Genomic DNA, 17,316 nt, shown 5'->3' on the forward strand with positions numbered 1-17,316 from the left:
AAATCTGTATGAAACTTTCGTTCGTCATCTTAAATTATAATCGGGAAAAAGAATTATTAACTACAATACAAAAAACAAAACAGCTAATGGCTGACAAAGACGATTATGAGATTATTGTAGTGGATAATGCATCGCCTGATAATTCAGTAGCAGCTGTTAAAAAGCAATTTCCTGATGTAATTATTGTTGAGCGAAAAGTAAACAATGGAGTTGCAGGCTGGAATGATGGCTTTGAGGTGGCTAAAGGTAAGTATTTGATAGTTCTGGATGACGACAGTAACATTGAAGACGGCTTAGATTGTGCTATTGAGGTTTTAGATACTAATTTGGATGTAGGAATTGTAGCTTTAAATATTGTTAATGGGGCATTTACAACACATTACCTTTACCATTTACGTGATAGTATTGACTTTATTGGTTGCGGAGCTATTATTCGTAAAGAAGTGTATAACAAGATAGGTGGATTTGCTGAATGGCTGTTCATTTATACGCATGAGTGGGAATACGCTATTAGGTGTTTGGATGCTGGGTATAAAATCAGGTATTTCGAAAATTGCCATGTTAACCATCGTACCAGCAGTATAAACCGTACTTCTGAACGGCTTAAAGTTTTTTCTATCCGAAATGAAATGGCTATAGTGTACAAGTTTTTTAACAAGAAAGATCGTCTTCGCTATGTAACCAGAGTTTACCTCAACCATTTAAAAACTATTCCTACAAACGGGCTGAAAGTTATTCCTTGGCACATTGCTGCATTAAGAGAGTTTTTAAAAATGCGAAAAAGCATAGAAAATACACCAGTTAATAAAGCCGTACAAGACTTTTACAGCGTTAGCTGCTGGGCAACCCGGCGTTTTTATAAAATAGTTTAAGAATATAAAAGGTAAAACACTATACCTTTTGTAAGAGAGTTAGTAAGTAACTTTTTTATAAATCTTAGTTAGAAAAACCACTATTTAGCTTTAATAAAAGTATGTGCAGGCTTTATTTTTAAAACTCTGGCTACTCTTGTAGCATTATATTTTATGAAACCAAAAGCAAAGCGTGCGGTTGTGAAATTATTCAAAAAGAAGTTTTGCGTAGCCATGGAAACAGGCGTTTGCTTTAATGATTTACGAAACCTAAAAAATTCGTAAAAGCCAAGAATGTTATAATATGTTTCCTTGAAATGCCCTCTTTGAAGGGGCTTTAAGTTGTTTAAAATTAAACGGGATATATACTTCCATCTGGAAGTATTAAAGTGTTTGTAAATAATACCCATTTCATGTTTAGTACATAAAATGCGCAGGCGTTTATTGGTCCTGTTGAGGGCACTGGTTCGGTGATCCACCGTGCAATCAGCAAAGTACGACACCCGATAACCCGCATCTATCACCCTCAAACCTAAATCCCATTCATTGGCATACAAAAAGATCCAGTCTGCATAACCGCCTACCTGTTCATACACCTTTTTACGATAAATAGCTCCGCAGCCAATAAAGCCTACAATGTTCTGCCCATCCTGCCAGCCCCAGCCTGCACTTGTGTACGGACCCGTCAGCACATTCAAAGCCAGCACGCCTATATCCTGATGCACATCCATGTGATCTAAAGCCTCCTGCAAGCCCGAAACTACATGACTGTCATCATCAATAATAATAAAGTATTCTCCCCTGGCTCTTGCAAAACCCAAATTCCAGGCTGGTGCTCCGGTATTGACCGGATTTTCAATCAGCACCACATCATCATGCTGCGCCTTCACTGCTGCTGAGCTGCCATCCGTAGAAGCATTATCCACCACCACAATCTCATACTCGCCTCGGCTTTGCGCAATAATCGCCTTGGTTTTAGCGAGCGTTATTAACAACTCTTCCCTGCGGTTATAGTTTACCAGTACAAATGATCCTCTCATCTCGGTTTGAAAAGTATATTAAAATTAAAAAATGTATGTATAGCCAGTTATCTGATATTGAACAGATTCAAAAGCTTAAAGCTGTACATTGAAATTTAATGCCGCTTAGCTTACGTTATACCTTTTAGTATAGAAGTAAAAGTAACGGCTTTAATGCTTAAAAAAATGCTCTAAGTAAAAAATGAGCCAGATCTGAATGTAAATTTTGTAGCCTTACAACCCTATAGAAAAGATAATGCTTGGCAACAGGTTGTAAATATGCAAAGTTTGATTAGAAAACTACATTACTGCATCGAAAAACTTACACAGTATTAAATCAGAATAATGATAAATACTGTATGTTTACACAGCTGTTTTAAGCTTTCTCCTATTCTGCTGATACTAGTAATGTTCATCATCAATGAACTAATATTTTAACCCGATTTATTTTTAAATAGCAACAATGTACATGTAGAAACTGCTATTTTAGTGAAGTACAATATATTTAAAAGGTATAATATTGAGTGAACTGCATTTTACTTATTAGTAGAAGTTTGCTACCTGAAAGTATTTTCACCTACTATATTTACTTTTTGTTGTTCAAGTAAGAAAGCATAATAGCTAGTTACAAGTATAGAAAGTGAAATAATGCATGAATCTGATAAATACTGGGAGATAAAGCCTGATACTTCGTTATTTGATGTTAAGCTTAAAGAAACACTGGAGTACCGCGACTTGCTATGGCTATTGGTTAAGCGTGATTTTGTTTCCTTTTATAAGCAGACCATATTAGGACCGATATGGTTCTTTTTACAGCCCATCTTCACCGTTGTGATTTTTTCCTTAATTTTTGGTGGTGTGGCAGGTATATCAACTGATGGGCTTCCTAAACCTTTGTTTTATTTGGCAGGTGTAATTACCTGGAATTACTTTTCTGATTGCCTCATTAAAACCTCAGCCGTGTTCAGAGACAATGCTTACATATTTGGAAAGGTATATTTCCCACGGTTAATTATGGCACTCAGTATTATATTTTCAAACCTGGTAAGGTTTGGCGTACAGTTGCTGTTGTTTATACTAATGATGCTGTACTACTATATTACAGGTATGCAGTATCACATTACACAATACCTGATTTTATTTCCATTATTGATCATGCTAATGGCAGGTTTAGGTTTAGGCTTAGGCATGATTATATCCGCCCTAACTACCAAATACCGCGACTTGGCATTTCTGGTTAATTTTGGTGTGCCTTTACTCATGTATTCTACTACTGTTGCTTATCCGTTGTCAGCTACTCCTGCAAGGTTTGTCAGTATTGTTAAGTGTAATCCAATGACCAGCATTATTGAAACATTCAGAATGGGCTTTTTAGGGGCGGCAACATTTAGCTGGAGCATGTTGGCTTATACAACAGTAGTTACATTGATAATTTTATTAGTAGGAGTTATTGTGTTCAATAAAGTTCAAAAAAACTTTATTGACACGGTATAACAATTCAGGGTTAGTATAGTCAGGATGAACGATAACATAGCTATCAGAGCAGAAAATATTTCCAAATTATACCAGATAGGAGAGTTTAGTACCGGATCCTTAAACCGAGATTTTGAAAAGTGGTGGGCCAGAATACGGGGTAAAGAAGATCCTTTTTCGACCATTGGCGAAACTAACGACCGTACAACCAAGGGAAAAGGTAACTATGTATGGAGTTTAAAAGATATTAGTTTTGAAATTAAGAAAGGTGAAGCTTTAGGTATTATAGGACGTAATGGAGCTGGGAAAAGTACCTTACTGAAAATTCTTACTAAAGTAACATCACCCACTACAGGGCTCATCATGGGGCAGGGGCGTATTGCCAGTTTACTGGAGGTAGGTACCGGCTTTCATCCAGAGCTTACCGGCCGTGAAAATATTTTTTTGAATGGTGCTATTTTGGGCATGAAGAAATGGGAGATCAAGAAAAAATTTGATGAAATAGTTGATTTCTCGGGCATTGAACGGTATATCGATACACCTGTAAAACGATACAGTAGCGGTATGTACATCCGCCTAGCTTTTGCGGTAGCCGCCCACTTAGAATCTGAAATTTTAATTATTGATGAAGTTTTAGCCGTAGGCGATGCAGAGTTCCAGAAGAAATGTATCGGCAAGATGGATGATGTGAGTAAAAGTGAAGGCCGGACCATAATATTTGTTAGCCATAATATGGCAGCTATAACAGCACTTTGCACAACAGGCTTGTATCTGAAAAATGGCCGTATGGCAGAATTTGGAAAGATTGACAACATCGTTACTAATTATTTTAATGAGGGTAATAGTAAACCTAAATCGGAGTTGTGGATAGGGGATTCTGGTGATGACAAAGTGAGGCTTTATAAATGTGTAGTGTACCCGGGCGATAAGGAGAAAGGTTTTTTAACTACTAATGATTTAATTGTAGAAATGGAAGGTGAAGTGCTTAACCCTGTACTGGGTTTAATTATGGGCTTTACTTTGTGGTCGGAATTTGATTACCAGTTAGCTTACGTGTTGTATGATGACCGGGAAGAAAAGATAAAAACCTTTGAACCGCAAAAATTTAAAAAGGCATTTCGAATACCGGCAAACTCACTTGCTTTAGGAAAGTACAGAATAGAATTTGATATAGGCATCCAATATGTGAAGCGTGTAATACATAATGAGTGCGACATCTTTTTTACTTTAAACAACTTGGACGGTATCGGAAGAAAGTTTGCTTTAGAGGGCCGCGGTCGCGTAAGCGTGTTCAGGCCGGATTGGGCACAAAAGTCATAGCGATATTTAGCTTAAATATCTTATTTAGTCACCTTTCATAAACTTGTGGTTAATTTAAGATTAAAAAGGGTATGTTGTGTTAATGCAGGCTTCATTATTCCGTTATCTGAGCATAATGTTGTGTTGATGTTGGTTACCGAAATTTGGTATATAAAACACAACAGCATGAACAAAATTTACGCATTTAGCAAAGGTCAAAAGCGCTTTAACGTTTATCGGCCTACCGTGCGAACTGTCGGGGTATTACTTTTAAGTTTAAGCCTATTCAGTTGTAAAAAGAAAGACAAGGTTGATACAACAGGCGATATCAGCCAGGTAAAACACGTGGTGGTAATTTATCTGGAAAATCATAGCTTTGATAATTTGTATGGTCAGCTTTCGGGAGTTAATGGCTTGTCAAATTCCCAATCTACTAACATTACTCAGTTAGATGCTACGGGTAAAGCTTACACTTATTTGCCAGCTATTTCGGGTACCAGCGCATTTCCAACCAACCTGCCTAATAACTATTTTAACATTGACCAGTATGTGCCGGCCGATCAGGAAATTCCGGATGTACTGCACCGCTATTATCAGGAGCAAATGCAAATTGATGGCGGCAAAATGGACAAGTTTGCTTTATACAACACCTCGGCAGGCTTGTCCATGGGCTATTACAAAACCAGCTTACTGCTTTTGCTTAACTTTGCACAAAAATATACCCTTTGCGATAACTTCTTTCATAGCGCATTCGGTGGTTCATTCTTAAATCACCAATGGCTTATTGCAGCTGCCAGCCCGGTATTTCCAAATGCGCCATCAAGCATGGTAGCTACTGTTGATGCATCAGGCAATGTGGTAAAAGATGGCAATGTAACGCCTGACGGTTATGTAGTCAATACCAGTTATACCGTAAATGCACCACACCCGGCTAGTGCTGCTACTACTACCTTGGTGCCTAATCAAACTATGCCGACCATTGGTGATCGTCTTAGTGATGCTAATGTATCATGGGTTTGGTATTCAGGCGGATGGGATAATGCTTTAGCTGGTAAACCTGATGCTACCTTCCAATTCCACCATCAGCCATTTGCTTACTTTGCCAAATATGCTGACGGTACACAAGCCAAAAAAGATCACTTAAAAGATGAAACTATATTTATTGATGCAGCTAAAAACGGTACCTTACCTAGTGTATCCTTCGTGAAACCTTTAGGTTTAAACAATGAGCACCCAGGTTATGCTGATTTAACTACTGGTGAAAACCATACCGTGGAGTTGATAAACGATGTGATGAACGGACCTAACGGAAAAGATGCCGTAATCATTATAACTTATGATGAGAACGGTGGTTTCTGGGATCACGTAGCGCCTCCGGTAATTGACAAGAAATGGGGACCTGGTACTCGTGTACCGACTATCATCATTTCGCCATTTGCTAAACAAGGTTATGTTGATCATACCCAATACGAAACAGTAAGTATTTTATCTTTCATTGAAAAAAGATGGGGGCTAAAGCCATTGACTGATCGTGATAAAAATGCAAATCCGCTACAAAACGTATTTAATTTCAATTAAGAGATCATCTGCTTTAAGCAGCAAACCGACTTCTCATATTTTTTCATTAACAAGGCTTAGTTAACCGATACTAAGCCTTGTTGATATAATTATGCATCCATGAAAAAACTTTTATTCATATCAGCATTGGTAATGGCTGTTGCAGGATATGCCTTTTCTTGTTTTCGTGAAAAGGTAACACCTGAAAAATCTATTGCACAAACACTGGTTACTCAGGTGGATAGCTTTGCAGCAATAAAAAATACCTTGCTGGATGCAGTAGAAAGTGGTAAGACTACCGATCAGCAACTGCAGCAGTTGTTCAGACAAGTTCGGTTATCATACAAAAAGTTTGAATGGGCCGCTGAGTATTTTGTTCCGCAAACTACCCGGTTTATTAATGGAGCACCAACACCAGAAGTAGAAATGGCCGGAACGCTGGTACTGGATCCACAAGGTTTGCAGGTGATAGAAAGTCTGCTATTTCCTAAGTACAACATTAGCAAGAAACAGGAACTCATACAACGGCTCAAATTACTGCAAACAGGCTGCGATCAATATAAAAGTCATTTTAATAATGTAGATATTATAGATGGGCAGGTATTTGATGCGGCCAAGTTGCAGGTATTTCGGGTGCTCACTTTGGGTATTACCGGGTTTGATACGCCTTTGCTGCAAAATAGCCTGGCCGAATCAGCAGTAAGTTTAGAAAGTTTGAAGCCTATCCTCGCTTATTACGGTAATGAAGACGATACTGCTCCATTGTTAAATAGTATTATTTCAGCAGCTATGTACTTGAAAACGCATAACAATTTCAATACGTTTAACAGGGCCGAGTTTATTACGCAATATGGAAATCCGGTTACCGTTAGCCTAAGCAACTTAGAACAGCAATTGCACATTCATGTTATCCAATACAACCGTTTGCTAAATCAGGATGCTAAAACATTGTTTGATAAGAATGCATTTAACGTGAACGCTTATACTACGGATGCTTCTTTCGGCATGACTCAGGAGAAGATTGCTTTGGGTAAAAAGTTATTTGCCGATCCCATATTATCAGGAAGTAGAACCCGCAGCTGTCAGTCCTGTCATCAGCCTGAAAAGGCTTTTACTGATGGATTGACCAAAAATACTGTAGTAGAAGGAAATGCTTTACTCAGCAGGAATACGCCCACTTTGCTGAATGCAGCCTTGCAACCTTCACTATTTTATGATATACGAGCTATCTCGCTGGAAGATCAAGCTTTGAATGTAGTAGCGAATAAGCAGGAAATGCATGGTTCAGTTAGTAAGGCTGCTAATCTGCTCTGGCAAAATGCAACTTATAGAAAACTGTTTACAAACGCTTTTCCCAAAAAGAATAGAACATCCATAGATTCTAATGAAGTAGTAAATGCTTTAGGCTCCTATGTTCGTAGCTTAACTTTATTGAACAGCAGGTTTGATGAATATATGAGAGGGAACAAAGCGGCTATGACCCAAGAAGAGGTAAATGGCTTTAACTTGTTTATGGGAAAAGCTAAATGCGGTACCTGCCATTATATGCCTTTATTTAATGGTACTTTCCCGCCGCGGTTTACCAAAATTGAGACTGAAGTAATTGGTGTGCCCCAAACTATAGCCAACAAAGCATTAGATCAAGATATGGGTCGATTTAGTTTCGTAAAGATAGATGCTTTCAAACATGCCTTTAAAACTACAACTGTACGCAATGCTGCACGTACAGCTCCCTACATGCACAATGGTGTATTTACTACCTTGGATGAAGTAGTTGATTTTTATAACAAAGGAGGAGGGGCTGGTTTAGGTTTGAAAGTAGATAACCAAACCTTGCCGTTTGATCAGTTACATCTAAGCCAAAAAGAGAGTCATGAAATTACTGCTTTTATCAAAAGCTTGGATAGCAAAGTGGTACTTTAAATACAGTTACGATGTACAATTGGCTTTATTAAACTTTCTCTAACAGCTTTAGAGTACAAGTAATATTACTAAAGTATACTAAAAAGCCTGCATAAGCAGGCTTTTATAAGTTATAAGAGAAAGAGAAGCTGTTTAGCAAGCCATTTTGCCCACGCGGTTAGCATGACGGCCTCCTTCAAAATCAGTAGTTAGAAAAGTTTCTACCATGCTTTTAGCATCATCTAATGATACAAAGCGTTCAGGTATGCAGATGATGTTAGCATTGTTATGCCGACGGGCTAAACTGGCTAATTCAGTTTGCCAGCAAATAGCTGCACGTATGCCTTGGTGCTTGTTGGCTGTAATAGCCACACCATTTGCGCTACCGCAAACCAGAATACCAAAGTCAAACTCACCACTTTCAACAGCTGAGGCTACCGGATGGGCAAAGTCAGGATAATCGGTAGAATCAGTAGAGTAGGTGCCAAAATCTTTGATAGTAGCTTGAGGCAACCAGCCTAACAAAGCTTGCTTATAGTTGAACCCGGCATGGTCAGAACCGATAGCTATTTTTAGATTTGTGTTCATGGGGGATGTATTATGGTTAGTTAACTATCCGTATAATTTCTTTTACTTTGAGGCCAGTAAGTCAGTATGCTTTTTAAGCTTACGTTTTTCAACCTGCCCAGCTACAACAATACCTACTTCGTATAAAATAAACAGCGGAATACTTACTACCGTCATGGTAATCATGTCGGGAGTTGGAGTAACTACCGCGGCCACAATTAAGATAATTACAATAGCATACCGACGACTATTACGCATAAACTTAGCCGTTAAAATGCCCAGGTTAGATAATATGTAAACGAGTATAGGTAACTGAAATACCAATCCTGTTGCTAAGGTTAATGTTGATACTGATGATAAGTATGAATCAATAGAAATTAAGTTTTGGATACTGGAGCTTACCTGATAACTTAATAAAAAGTTAACCGACATCGGGGTAATTACAAAATATCCGAACAATACGCCCAGTATAAACAGGAAACTGGCATAAATTACAAAGCCGCTGGCCGCTTTACGTTCATTCTCATGCAAAGCAGGTTTAATAAAACGCCATATTTCCCACAACAAGTAAGGTATACCTAAAGTGATACCAATGATTAATGAAGAATTGATCTGCAATGTAAATTGCCCAGCCAGCTCATTGTTCATCAGATGTAGGTTGATAGTACCCATACACCAGCCCGACCGATGCAGGTAATTACCTATGCTGCATAAGGTACGGTAGGTCCAGAAGTCGGAGTGACTTGGCCCCATGATTATACGGTCAAAAATAAAATCGTAATAGTAAAAAACTAAACTGGTAAATATCAAAATGGCGATAGATGCCCTGATTAAATGCCAGCGTAGTTCTTCAAGGTGGTCGAAAAACGACATTTCCACCTCTAAATCCTTAGTTTTATTTTTTATAGCTTTTACTATTCTATTATCGCTCATGTTGTATAACAAACAAAAATACCATTCCGATGAAATTAGAATGGTATTATATTTTTATTTTATTGAACGCTGAAATTAAGCAACAATTTCAAAGCTTTCCATAAACTTGGTGGTAAAATTACCGGCTCTGAAGTTCGGATCTTTCAGCAATTGTAAATGGAAAGGAATCGTAGTTTTAATACCCTCAATTACAAATTCGCTTAAGGCGCGTTCCATTGTATTTAAAGCTTCCTCACGGGTTTGTGCCACACAGATTAGCTTAGCAATCATCGAATCGTAATTAGGCGGAATAACATAGCCACTGTACACGTGAGTATCTACCCGCACACCATGACCGCCCGGCGAATGGAAGTTGGTGATTTTACCCGGAGATGGACGGAAGTTATTGAATGGATCTTCGGCATTAATACGGCACTCAATAGCATGCATAGTAGGCTCATAGTTCTTGCCCGATATAGGCGTACCTGCAGCTACTTTAATTTGCTCTTTAATCAAATCCACATTAATCACTTCTTCTGTCACCGGATGTTCTACCTGAATACGGGTATTCATCTCCATAAAGTAGAAGTTTTGATGCTTATCCACCAAAAATTCTATGGTACCTGCACCTTCGTAATTTACAGCTTTAGCACCTTTAATAGCAGCTTCACCCATTTTACGACGTAACTTTTCGGTAATAAATGGTGAAGGTGATTCTTCTACTAACTTCTGATGACGACGCTGAATAGAACAGTCGCGTTCAGATAAGTGGCATACTTTGCCATATTGGTCGCCTACCACTTGTATTTCAATGTGGCGTGGGTCTTCTACGTACTTTTCCAGGTAAATACCGTCGTTGCCAAAGGCAGCGCCAGCTTCAGCCCGGGCCGAATCCCATGCGGGTTCAAACTCTAAGTCGTTCCATACAATACGCATACCACGGCCACCACCACCTGCAGTAGCTTTCAGGATGATAGGATAGCCAATTTTATTAGCTACGTTAATACCCTCTTTTACATCATGCAATAAGCCTTCAGAACCTGGAATAGTAGGTACGCCAGCTTTTTTCATGGTAGCTTTAGCCGAAGCTTTATCACCCATAGCATTAATCTGATCGGCAGTGGCACCAATGAATTTAATACCGTACTCAGCGCAAATAGCAGAGAATTTAGCGTTTTCAGACAAGAAACCATAGCCTGGATGGATGGCATCAGCATTGGTTAGCTCGGCTGCGGATATAATGTTAGGAATGTTCAGGTAAGAATCGCGGCTAGCCGGCGGACCAATACATACAGCTTCGTCAGCAAAGCGCACATGCAAACTATCACGGTCGGCAGTGGAATATACCGCTACCGTTTTGATGCCCATTTCCTTACAGGTACGTATAACACGTAGGGCTATCTCGCCACGATTAGCAATTAATATTTTTTTAAACATGATTGTTGATTATTGGGCGGCTGATTACTGAACGGTTATAAAGTAAATATTATCCATAAAGATTATTTTTGACAACGCAGTAATCGCACACAATTACATCGGTTCTACTAAAAACAGCGGTTGGTCGTACTCTACTGGTGAAGAATTATCAACCAATATTTTCACGATACGGCCTGAAACTTCTGATTCAATTTCATTAAACAGTTTCATGGCTTCTATAATACACAATACGCTACCTGCTTGTATTTCGTCGCCTATATTAGCAAACGATGGTTTTTCAGGAGATGATGAACGGTAGAAGGTACCAATCATCGGCGATTTGATAGTAACATATTTGGAAACATCGGCAGCTGCTGGTGCTTCGGCTGGAGCCGGTGTGTGGGCTACAGCTACTGGTGTAGATACAGGTGCAGCCGCAGATATAGGTTGCTGTCCCGGAATGGTAGCATTAACAATAGTAGGGGCCTGATTGGTTTTGATAGTGATTTTAAAATCGTTTTGTTCAATCGATACTTCGTTTACGCCCGATTTGGACACGAAGCGAATCAGGTCCTGAATTTGTTTAATATCCATGAGTTAGGTATGTAGTTTTGGATAATTGATTAAAAGCCTAAGTTATAACAAAATAAACTAAAATTGTTGTGCAAATTAGTAAGCCCACTTTAAGTATAGTGAACCCCAGGTGAAGCCGCCACCAAATGCAGCCAGCACAATATTGTCACCTTTTTTAAATTTACTTTCCCATTCCCACAGGCAAAGCGGTATGGTGCCGTTAGTTGTGTTACCATAACGCTCAATATTGATCACTACCTTATCAGCGCTCACGCCCATCCGGTTAGCAGTAGCATCAATAATACGTTTATTGGCTTGATGAGGTACCAGCCAAGCCACATCATCAGCGCTTAACTGATTGCGTTCCATAATCTGGGCAGCTACATCAGCCATGTTGGTTACAGCAAATTTAAATACGGTTTGACCTTCCTGGTAAGCATAATGCTCGCGTGCAGAAACGGTTTCATGGGTGGCAGGTTTAAGCGAACCGCCTGCCTTCATGTGCAAAAACTCACGGCCTGAGCCATCGCTTTTCAGCACTGTATCAATAATGCCATAGCCATCTGTGTTAGGTTCAAGCAACGCTGCGCCGCAGCCATCGCCAAAAATAATACAGGTAGCCCGGTCTTGATAGTTAATGATAGACGACATCTTGTCGCCACCTACTACCAGTACTTTCTTATAACGGCCGCTTTCAATAAAGCTGGCGCCGGTAGCTAAACCATAAACAAAGCCCGAGCAGGCAGCTTGTAAATCGTATCCCCAAGCATTTTTTGCGCCTACCTTATCAGCCAGTATGTTGGCTGTTGCCGGAAAAGGCATATCGGGAGTTGTGGTACAAAAAATAATCAGCTCAATTTCTTCAGCACTGATACCGCGCTTTTCCAGCAGCCCTTGTACAGCTGGTACGGCCAAATCAGAAGTAGCTAAGCCTTCACCTTTCAATATACGGCGTTCTTTAATGCCAGTACGCGAGGTGATCCACTCATCATTGGTATCAACCAATGTTTCCAATTCATGATTTGTCAGTACATAATCGGGTGCATAGCCATTTACGGCAGTAATTGCAGCCTGTAGTTTATGCATGTTTATAGTTTTATACGAAAACTTGTTTAATTTTTTCAACCAAATGGCTTTCAGCCATATTGCGGGATAAAAGCACCATGTTTTTGATGGCTTCAGGGCTGGAGATACCATGGCCTACTACAACCGGTGCATTAACACCTAGTATCGGGCTTCCGCCATACTGTTCATAATTAAAGCGGTCAAAAAACTCATCGTTAATGCCTTTTTTACGCGCTATAACATAGTATGATTCGGCCATTTTGATGATCACATTGCCAGTAAACCCATCACATACGTATACATCGGCAAACTCACCAAAAAGGTCGCGACCTTCCATGTTACCTATAAAGTTAAACTGGGTGTTGCTTTTCATGAGCGGGTAGGTAGCCAGGCAAAGCATATTGCCTTTTTCTTCCTCTTCACCAATGTTCATGAGGGCTACACGCGGGTTATCAATGCCATATACTGATTGTGCCAGCAAGCTACCCAGCATACCAAATTGCACCAGCATATCGGGTTTACAATCGGCATTGGCACCTACATCCAACAAAATACCCAAACCGCCTTTCAGTTTGGGTACAATGGTTGTCATGGCCGGGCGTAATACACCCGGTATAGTTTTTACGCTGAACATAGCGCCCACCAGCATAGCGCCTGTATTACCGGCCGATGAGAAAGCCTGTATATAATTTTCTTTAAGCAGTTTAAAACCAACTGCAATGCTGGAATCTGGCTTTTGTGCGATAGCTTTAGTTGGGTGTTCGCCCATACCAATCACCTCGGTGGTATGAATAAACTCGAAATGATCAGGATTAAAATTCTCTTCCTGAAGAATTTTTACCGCTACTTCTTTATCGCCAACCAGCACCAGATGTTGCCCTGCCGATAAGGTTTTATAAGCTTCGATTGCACCCAAAACTGCCGCTTGGGGTGCAAAATCACCGCCCATAATATCTAAGCCAATCTTCATTTCAGCGAAAATCCTAGCTTAGGCTGTAGCAGTTGTATTCTCAATCAGTAATTTACCGTTGTAGTATAAGTTACCATCAACAGTATAGGCCCGATGAGGCAAATGCACAGCACCTGTAGTAGCACAGGTAGTTAAAGTAGGTGCTTCAGCTTTGTAGTGTGTTCTGCGTTTATCTCTTCTTGATTTGGAGAATTTGCGTTTTGGATTTGGCATAACCTTTTAAATTATATCATTTTAATTTTTTAAGTGCATCCCATCGTGGGTCTGTACTTTTTTCTTGTTCGTCACTGCTGGATAACTTATTCAAGCGATCTAGCATGTCTTTATCACAGTAAGGGGTGTTACCCTCATTATCACATACCGCAATAAACGGTACAGCCACAGTTACATATTCATAAATCAGCCCTGCTATATTGATTTCTGTATCATTTTTAGTCAGGGTGATAATTTCTTCATCTGCATCAATTTCTTCTTCACTGAATTTAGCTACTTGTTGTTCCCGAATATCAATGTGTTGTGGATATTCAGAAAGGCAACGATCGCAGGTCAGGTCAATAGTGCCGTTGATATGAAAATTCAGGATTAACATAGTTTCCTGTTTTTCCAGCTCTACCTGGCATTGCAAATTAACCTTTTTAACTAGCGAATAGTCAAAATCGTTAAAAAAATCACTACCAATTACATACTCAAACTGGTGCTTGCCCAGCTTAAGGCCTGTAAAAGGTATTGCATATGTTCGCAACGTTTTCAATGAGCGATAATTAGCCCGCAAATGTAGAGATTATTTATTGAAAGGGAAAGCGTTTTTTGAAATTAGAAAAATAGGGTATAGGTTAGTTAAAACAATAAATGCAGGTGCATTTAAAAGAAAAGAGTGTAATATAAATATACTGCTTTGACTTATTAGACAAAGCGGTATATGCACGATATTAGTTGCCGCCTTTTACCCGGTTTTTTTCGTCGTCAGATCCGGTATTGTGCTGCTGTGTTTTAAACTTGCTGTTCCCAAAATTGTAAGTAAAAGTTATTCGTGCAACACGGGTATCATTTTTCTGGCGCAGGGTAAAATGATTGGTCTGATAGTTACTGCTAACTCCTGAAAGGAGGGTGTTAAAAATGTCGCTTACGGCAAACTTGATGTTGGCCTTCTTGTCAGCAAAAGAATGGCTAATACCTGCATCTACAAAATAGCGAGCCTTTACATCATATAAGCCATATACTAATGAGGATTCGTAACTACCTAATACTTCCAACTTATAGCCTTTTACTGGTGTAAAAGTTTGTGTTAAATTCAGGTTGTAAGCGGCCTTGCCTCTATTTAGTTGATTGCCTAGTAAGGTATCAGATTTGGTAACTAAGTAAAAGCCTACAGCATTGAAATTACCATTCCACCACTTATTTAATTTGAATGGCGAACTGAAACTGATATTATAATAATTCTGTGTGCTTAAGTTAAGGTTGGTAGCATAAGTGGTTTTCTTTTCAACATTGGTTAATATGGCTTCGGTAATCACATCATGGGTATGGCTATATCCTATACTTACATTGATGGTATGGTTGTAAGTGTAATCTAAATTGTAGGCATTGGTGTATTGAGGCGTTAAAAAAGGGTTTCCTTGTTGATAGGTGTACTGGTCAACATAATACACGAAAGGATTAAGTGATTCATAACTTGGCCGATCAATACGGCGACTGTAAGATATACCTATTTCATTTTTGCTACTTAAGGTTTGTTTAACAAATACGCTAGGAAAGAAATTCAAATAATGCCGTTTAATATCAGATCCTCCACCTAATAGTTCACCTTCTGAATGTGTATATTCGGCTCTTAAACCTGCTTGTACAGAGGTGTTTTTATAGTTTTTGCTAAGGTTTGCATAGCCTGCACTTATTTTTTCATCATAAATAAAGCGATTGGTACGAGTAGCGTCGTTCTCGTAAATAGCGCCGGGTAAGCCTGATTTGGTTTGTGCTTGTAAATCATTATCTGTTTTTACATCACTTAACTTAATGCCTGTTTCTAGCTTTAATGTTTTGCTAAAAGGATATACATAATCAGCTTTTAAGGTATAGATGCGTATAGAAGACGGTATTAGGTTGCGGATAAATAAAGAATCATAAGCACTAGGTTTGCTGGGTACATAAAAATAGGTGTTATACTGCATATTGCCATTGTTCTTATAATACAAATAATCCATATCTACACTCAAGCTTTGTCCGGCTGTATCAATCTGATAACGATCGTTGATGTTGAAAGCTATGTTTTTATAAGTTTGAGCTTCACGCGATACTAGATGCTGGTATGATGTATAAACATCAGGTTGTGTACCCAGATAGGTTATACCATTGTTATTTCCTGTTTCGGTATTATAATAACCACTAGCTACTACCCCAATGGTGTTTTTGGATGATAAATCATAGTCTGCACCTATCCTGAATTGACTATTATGGCGAACGTTCACCATTTTGTAATCCTGATTGAAATAGGTGTTTGATTTGCCTGCACTATCTACCGTGCGTTTTAAATCTAGTTTGTGCTTGTTTTTGCCATCATTATGACTCAGGTTAGTAAATAGGTTGAGTTTACCCGTTTTGTGGTTCAAGTTGAGACTGAAGTTGTCTCTAAAATAGGTGCTTTGTGCTATAGTGGTATTTAGGCTGCCGTTGGTTCCTGATTGTTTATTCTTTTTCAACTTGATATTAATAATACCTGAACTGCCAGCCGCATCGTATTTTGCGGAAGGGTTAGGAATGATTTCAACCGACTGAATAGTATTTCCATCAGTCGAGCGTAACAATGCGGCTAATTGTGTAGCAGAGAGGTACGTAAGTTTATCATTAATCATGACGGTAACCCCCTGCTTTCCATTTAAGCTGATGTTATCATCTTTATCTAAAGTTACGCCAGGCGCTTTTTGCAGAATTTCCAATGCCGAATTGCCAGCTGCTAGGGTGCTGTTTTCTACGTTAATCACTGTACGGTCAGTTTGGTGTTCAATAAGTGGTTTGGCCGATACCACGGTAACTTCTTGTAACTGCTGTGTGCTGGCTACAAGTTGTAAGGGAGGTAATTCAATTGTAGTGTTTTCAGTTAGTGTAACCGTATTGCTATAACATTTTGCATAGCCTATGTTATTGACCTTTACCAAGTAATTTCCGGCAGGCAAGTGGTCAAATATATATTTACCATCGGCATCGGTTAAAGTGCCTTTTACTAAGCTCGAATCAGTTGATTTGATTAAGGTTACGCTGGCATAATCAATGGGTTGGGCGTTGGTTTTTACCACATGACCAGAGACTTTAGAGGATGAAAGATTACCCTGAGCAAAGCTATATTGGGTGCCAGTTGAAATAGATAATATTAAAATTACTATGCAATACAAAGTTGATTTATAATTGATTGTGTTCATGGCTGGTTGAATAAATTAGGCAATAGTTATCCTGTTAAAGATTTTTGATCTTTTTAAAAAGTAATTAATAATAAGCCGGGAGCTTTTTTAGGCTTTCGAGTGATCAGTTACTTGCAGCCTGTTTTGCTTATAGGATGCATCAAAGAGGTACTGGGTTACAGATTATTTAAAAAAAGATGTACCATGCAAAATGCCAAAGCGTATGATTGGTTAAAAGCTAATCAGATCAATAAAAATAATGGGTAAGAAAAAGATAAAGCAAGAGTTATGCAGCCGACCTTTAAATATAAAACATTATAAAT

At 39.0% G+C, this 17,316-nt stretch carries 15 protein-coding genes; 5 read left to right on the top strand and 10 right to left on the bottom strand.

Translation table 11 applies throughout. From position 1 onward, the window contains the following. Positions 1 to 8 precede the first annotated feature (8 nt). Entirely contained in the window at positions 9 to 872 is an 864-nt protein-coding gene (locus HH214_RS12100; RefSeq protein WP_169608007.1) for a glycosyltransferase family 2 protein, read from the top strand. Between the two features lie 80 nt (positions 873 to 952). Here HH214_RS12100 and HH214_RS12105 read toward each other — a convergent pair whose 3' ends face one another. Next, positions 953 to 1,891, bottom strand: a complete 939-nt coding sequence (locus HH214_RS12105) for a glycosyltransferase family 2 protein (protein ID WP_169608008.1) — start codon at positions 1,889 to 1,891, stop codon at positions 953 to 955. Positions 1,892 to 2,518: 627 nt separating this feature from the next. Here HH214_RS12105 and HH214_RS12110 point away from each other — a divergent pair. The 4 genes from HH214_RS12110 (at position 2,519) to HH214_RS12125 (ending at position 8,122) form a co-directional block, all read left to right on the top strand. After that, on the top strand, positions 2,519 to 3,364 hold the full coding sequence (locus HH214_RS12110; protein WP_211166213.1) for an ABC transporter permease: 846 nt from the start codon (positions 2,519 to 2,521) through the stop codon (positions 3,362 to 3,364). 24 nt (positions 3,365 to 3,388) lie between these two features. Beyond that, positions 3,389 to 4,663, top strand: coding sequence for an ABC transporter ATP-binding protein (locus tag HH214_RS12115; RefSeq protein ID WP_169608010.1), 1,275 nt, complete (start codon positions 3,389 to 3,391; stop codon positions 4,661 to 4,663). Positions 4,664 to 4,828: 165 nt separating this feature from the next. Further along, positions 4,829 to 6,220 (top strand): alkaline phosphatase family protein, encoded by a 1,392-nt coding sequence (locus HH214_RS12120; RefSeq protein ID WP_169608011.1) that lies wholly within the window; start codon positions 4,829 to 4,831, stop codon positions 6,218 to 6,220. A 99-nt stretch (positions 6,221 to 6,319) separates the two neighbouring features. Continuing rightward, positions 6,320 to 8,122 (top strand): cytochrome-c peroxidase, encoded by a 1,803-nt coding sequence (locus HH214_RS12125; RefSeq protein WP_169608013.1) that lies wholly within the window; start codon positions 6,320 to 6,322, stop codon positions 8,120 to 8,122. Positions 8,123 to 8,254: 132 nt separating this feature from the next. Here the strand turns inward: HH214_RS12125 and rpiB are convergent, their stop codons facing one another. The 9 genes from rpiB to HH214_RS12170 form a co-directional block, all read right to left on the bottom strand. Next, positions 8,255 to 8,689 (bottom strand): ribose 5-phosphate isomerase B, encoded by a 435-nt coding sequence (rpiB, locus tag HH214_RS12130; RefSeq protein WP_169608014.1) that lies wholly within the window; start codon positions 8,687 to 8,689, stop codon positions 8,255 to 8,257. 42 nt (positions 8,690 to 8,731) lie between these two features. Next, positions 8,732 to 9,601: a twin-arginine translocase subunit TatC gene (tatC, locus tag HH214_RS12135; RefSeq protein WP_169608016.1), complete on the bottom strand. Its 870-nt coding sequence runs from the start codon at positions 9,599 to 9,601 to the stop codon at positions 8,732 to 8,734. 75 nt (positions 9,602 to 9,676) lie between these two features. Further along, positions 9,677 to 11,017: an acetyl-CoA carboxylase biotin carboxylase subunit gene (accC, locus tag HH214_RS12140; RefSeq protein WP_169608018.1), complete on the bottom strand. Its 1,341-nt coding sequence runs from the start codon at positions 11,015 to 11,017 to the stop codon at positions 9,677 to 9,679. 93 nt (positions 11,018 to 11,110) lie between these two features. Continuing rightward, positions 11,111 to 11,590 (bottom strand): acetyl-CoA carboxylase biotin carboxyl carrier protein, encoded by a 480-nt coding sequence (accB, locus tag HH214_RS12145; RefSeq protein WP_169608020.1) that lies wholly within the window; start codon positions 11,588 to 11,590, stop codon positions 11,111 to 11,113. Positions 11,591 to 11,665: 75 nt separating this feature from the next. Then, a complete protein-coding gene (locus HH214_RS12150) occupies positions 11,666 to 12,655 on the bottom strand; it encodes a beta-ketoacyl-ACP synthase III (protein WP_169608022.1) in 990 nt (329 codons plus the stop codon). A gap of 10 nt (positions 12,656 to 12,665) precedes the next feature. Beyond that, entirely contained in the window at positions 12,666 to 13,604 is a 939-nt protein-coding gene (gene plsX, locus HH214_RS12155) for a phosphate acyltransferase PlsX (protein WP_169608024.1), read from the bottom strand. Positions 13,605 to 13,622: 18 nt separating this feature from the next. After that, positions 13,623 to 13,817 (bottom strand): 50S ribosomal protein L32, encoded by a 195-nt coding sequence (gene rpmF / locus HH214_RS12160; protein ID WP_169608026.1) that lies wholly within the window; start codon positions 13,815 to 13,817, stop codon positions 13,623 to 13,625. A gap of 16 nt (positions 13,818 to 13,833) precedes the next feature. Then, the gene (locus HH214_RS12165) at positions 13,834 to 14,346 is read right to left on the bottom strand and encodes a YceD family protein (protein ID WP_248282084.1); all 513 of its coding nucleotides are present in this window, start codon (positions 14,344 to 14,346) and stop codon (positions 13,834 to 13,836) included. 187 nt (positions 14,347 to 14,533) lie between these two features. Further along, the gene (locus tag HH214_RS12170; protein ID WP_169608029.1) at positions 14,534 to 17,014 is read right to left on the bottom strand and encodes an outer membrane beta-barrel family protein; all 2,481 of its coding nucleotides are present in this window, start codon (positions 17,012 to 17,014) and stop codon (positions 14,534 to 14,536) included. Positions 17,015 to 17,316 lie beyond the last annotated feature (302 nt).

Source organism: Mucilaginibacter robiniae, from assembly GCF_012849215.1.
In the GTDB taxonomy this organism is placed as follows: Bacteria; Bacteroidota; Bacteroidia; order Sphingobacteriales; family Sphingobacteriaceae; genus Mucilaginibacter; species Mucilaginibacter robiniae.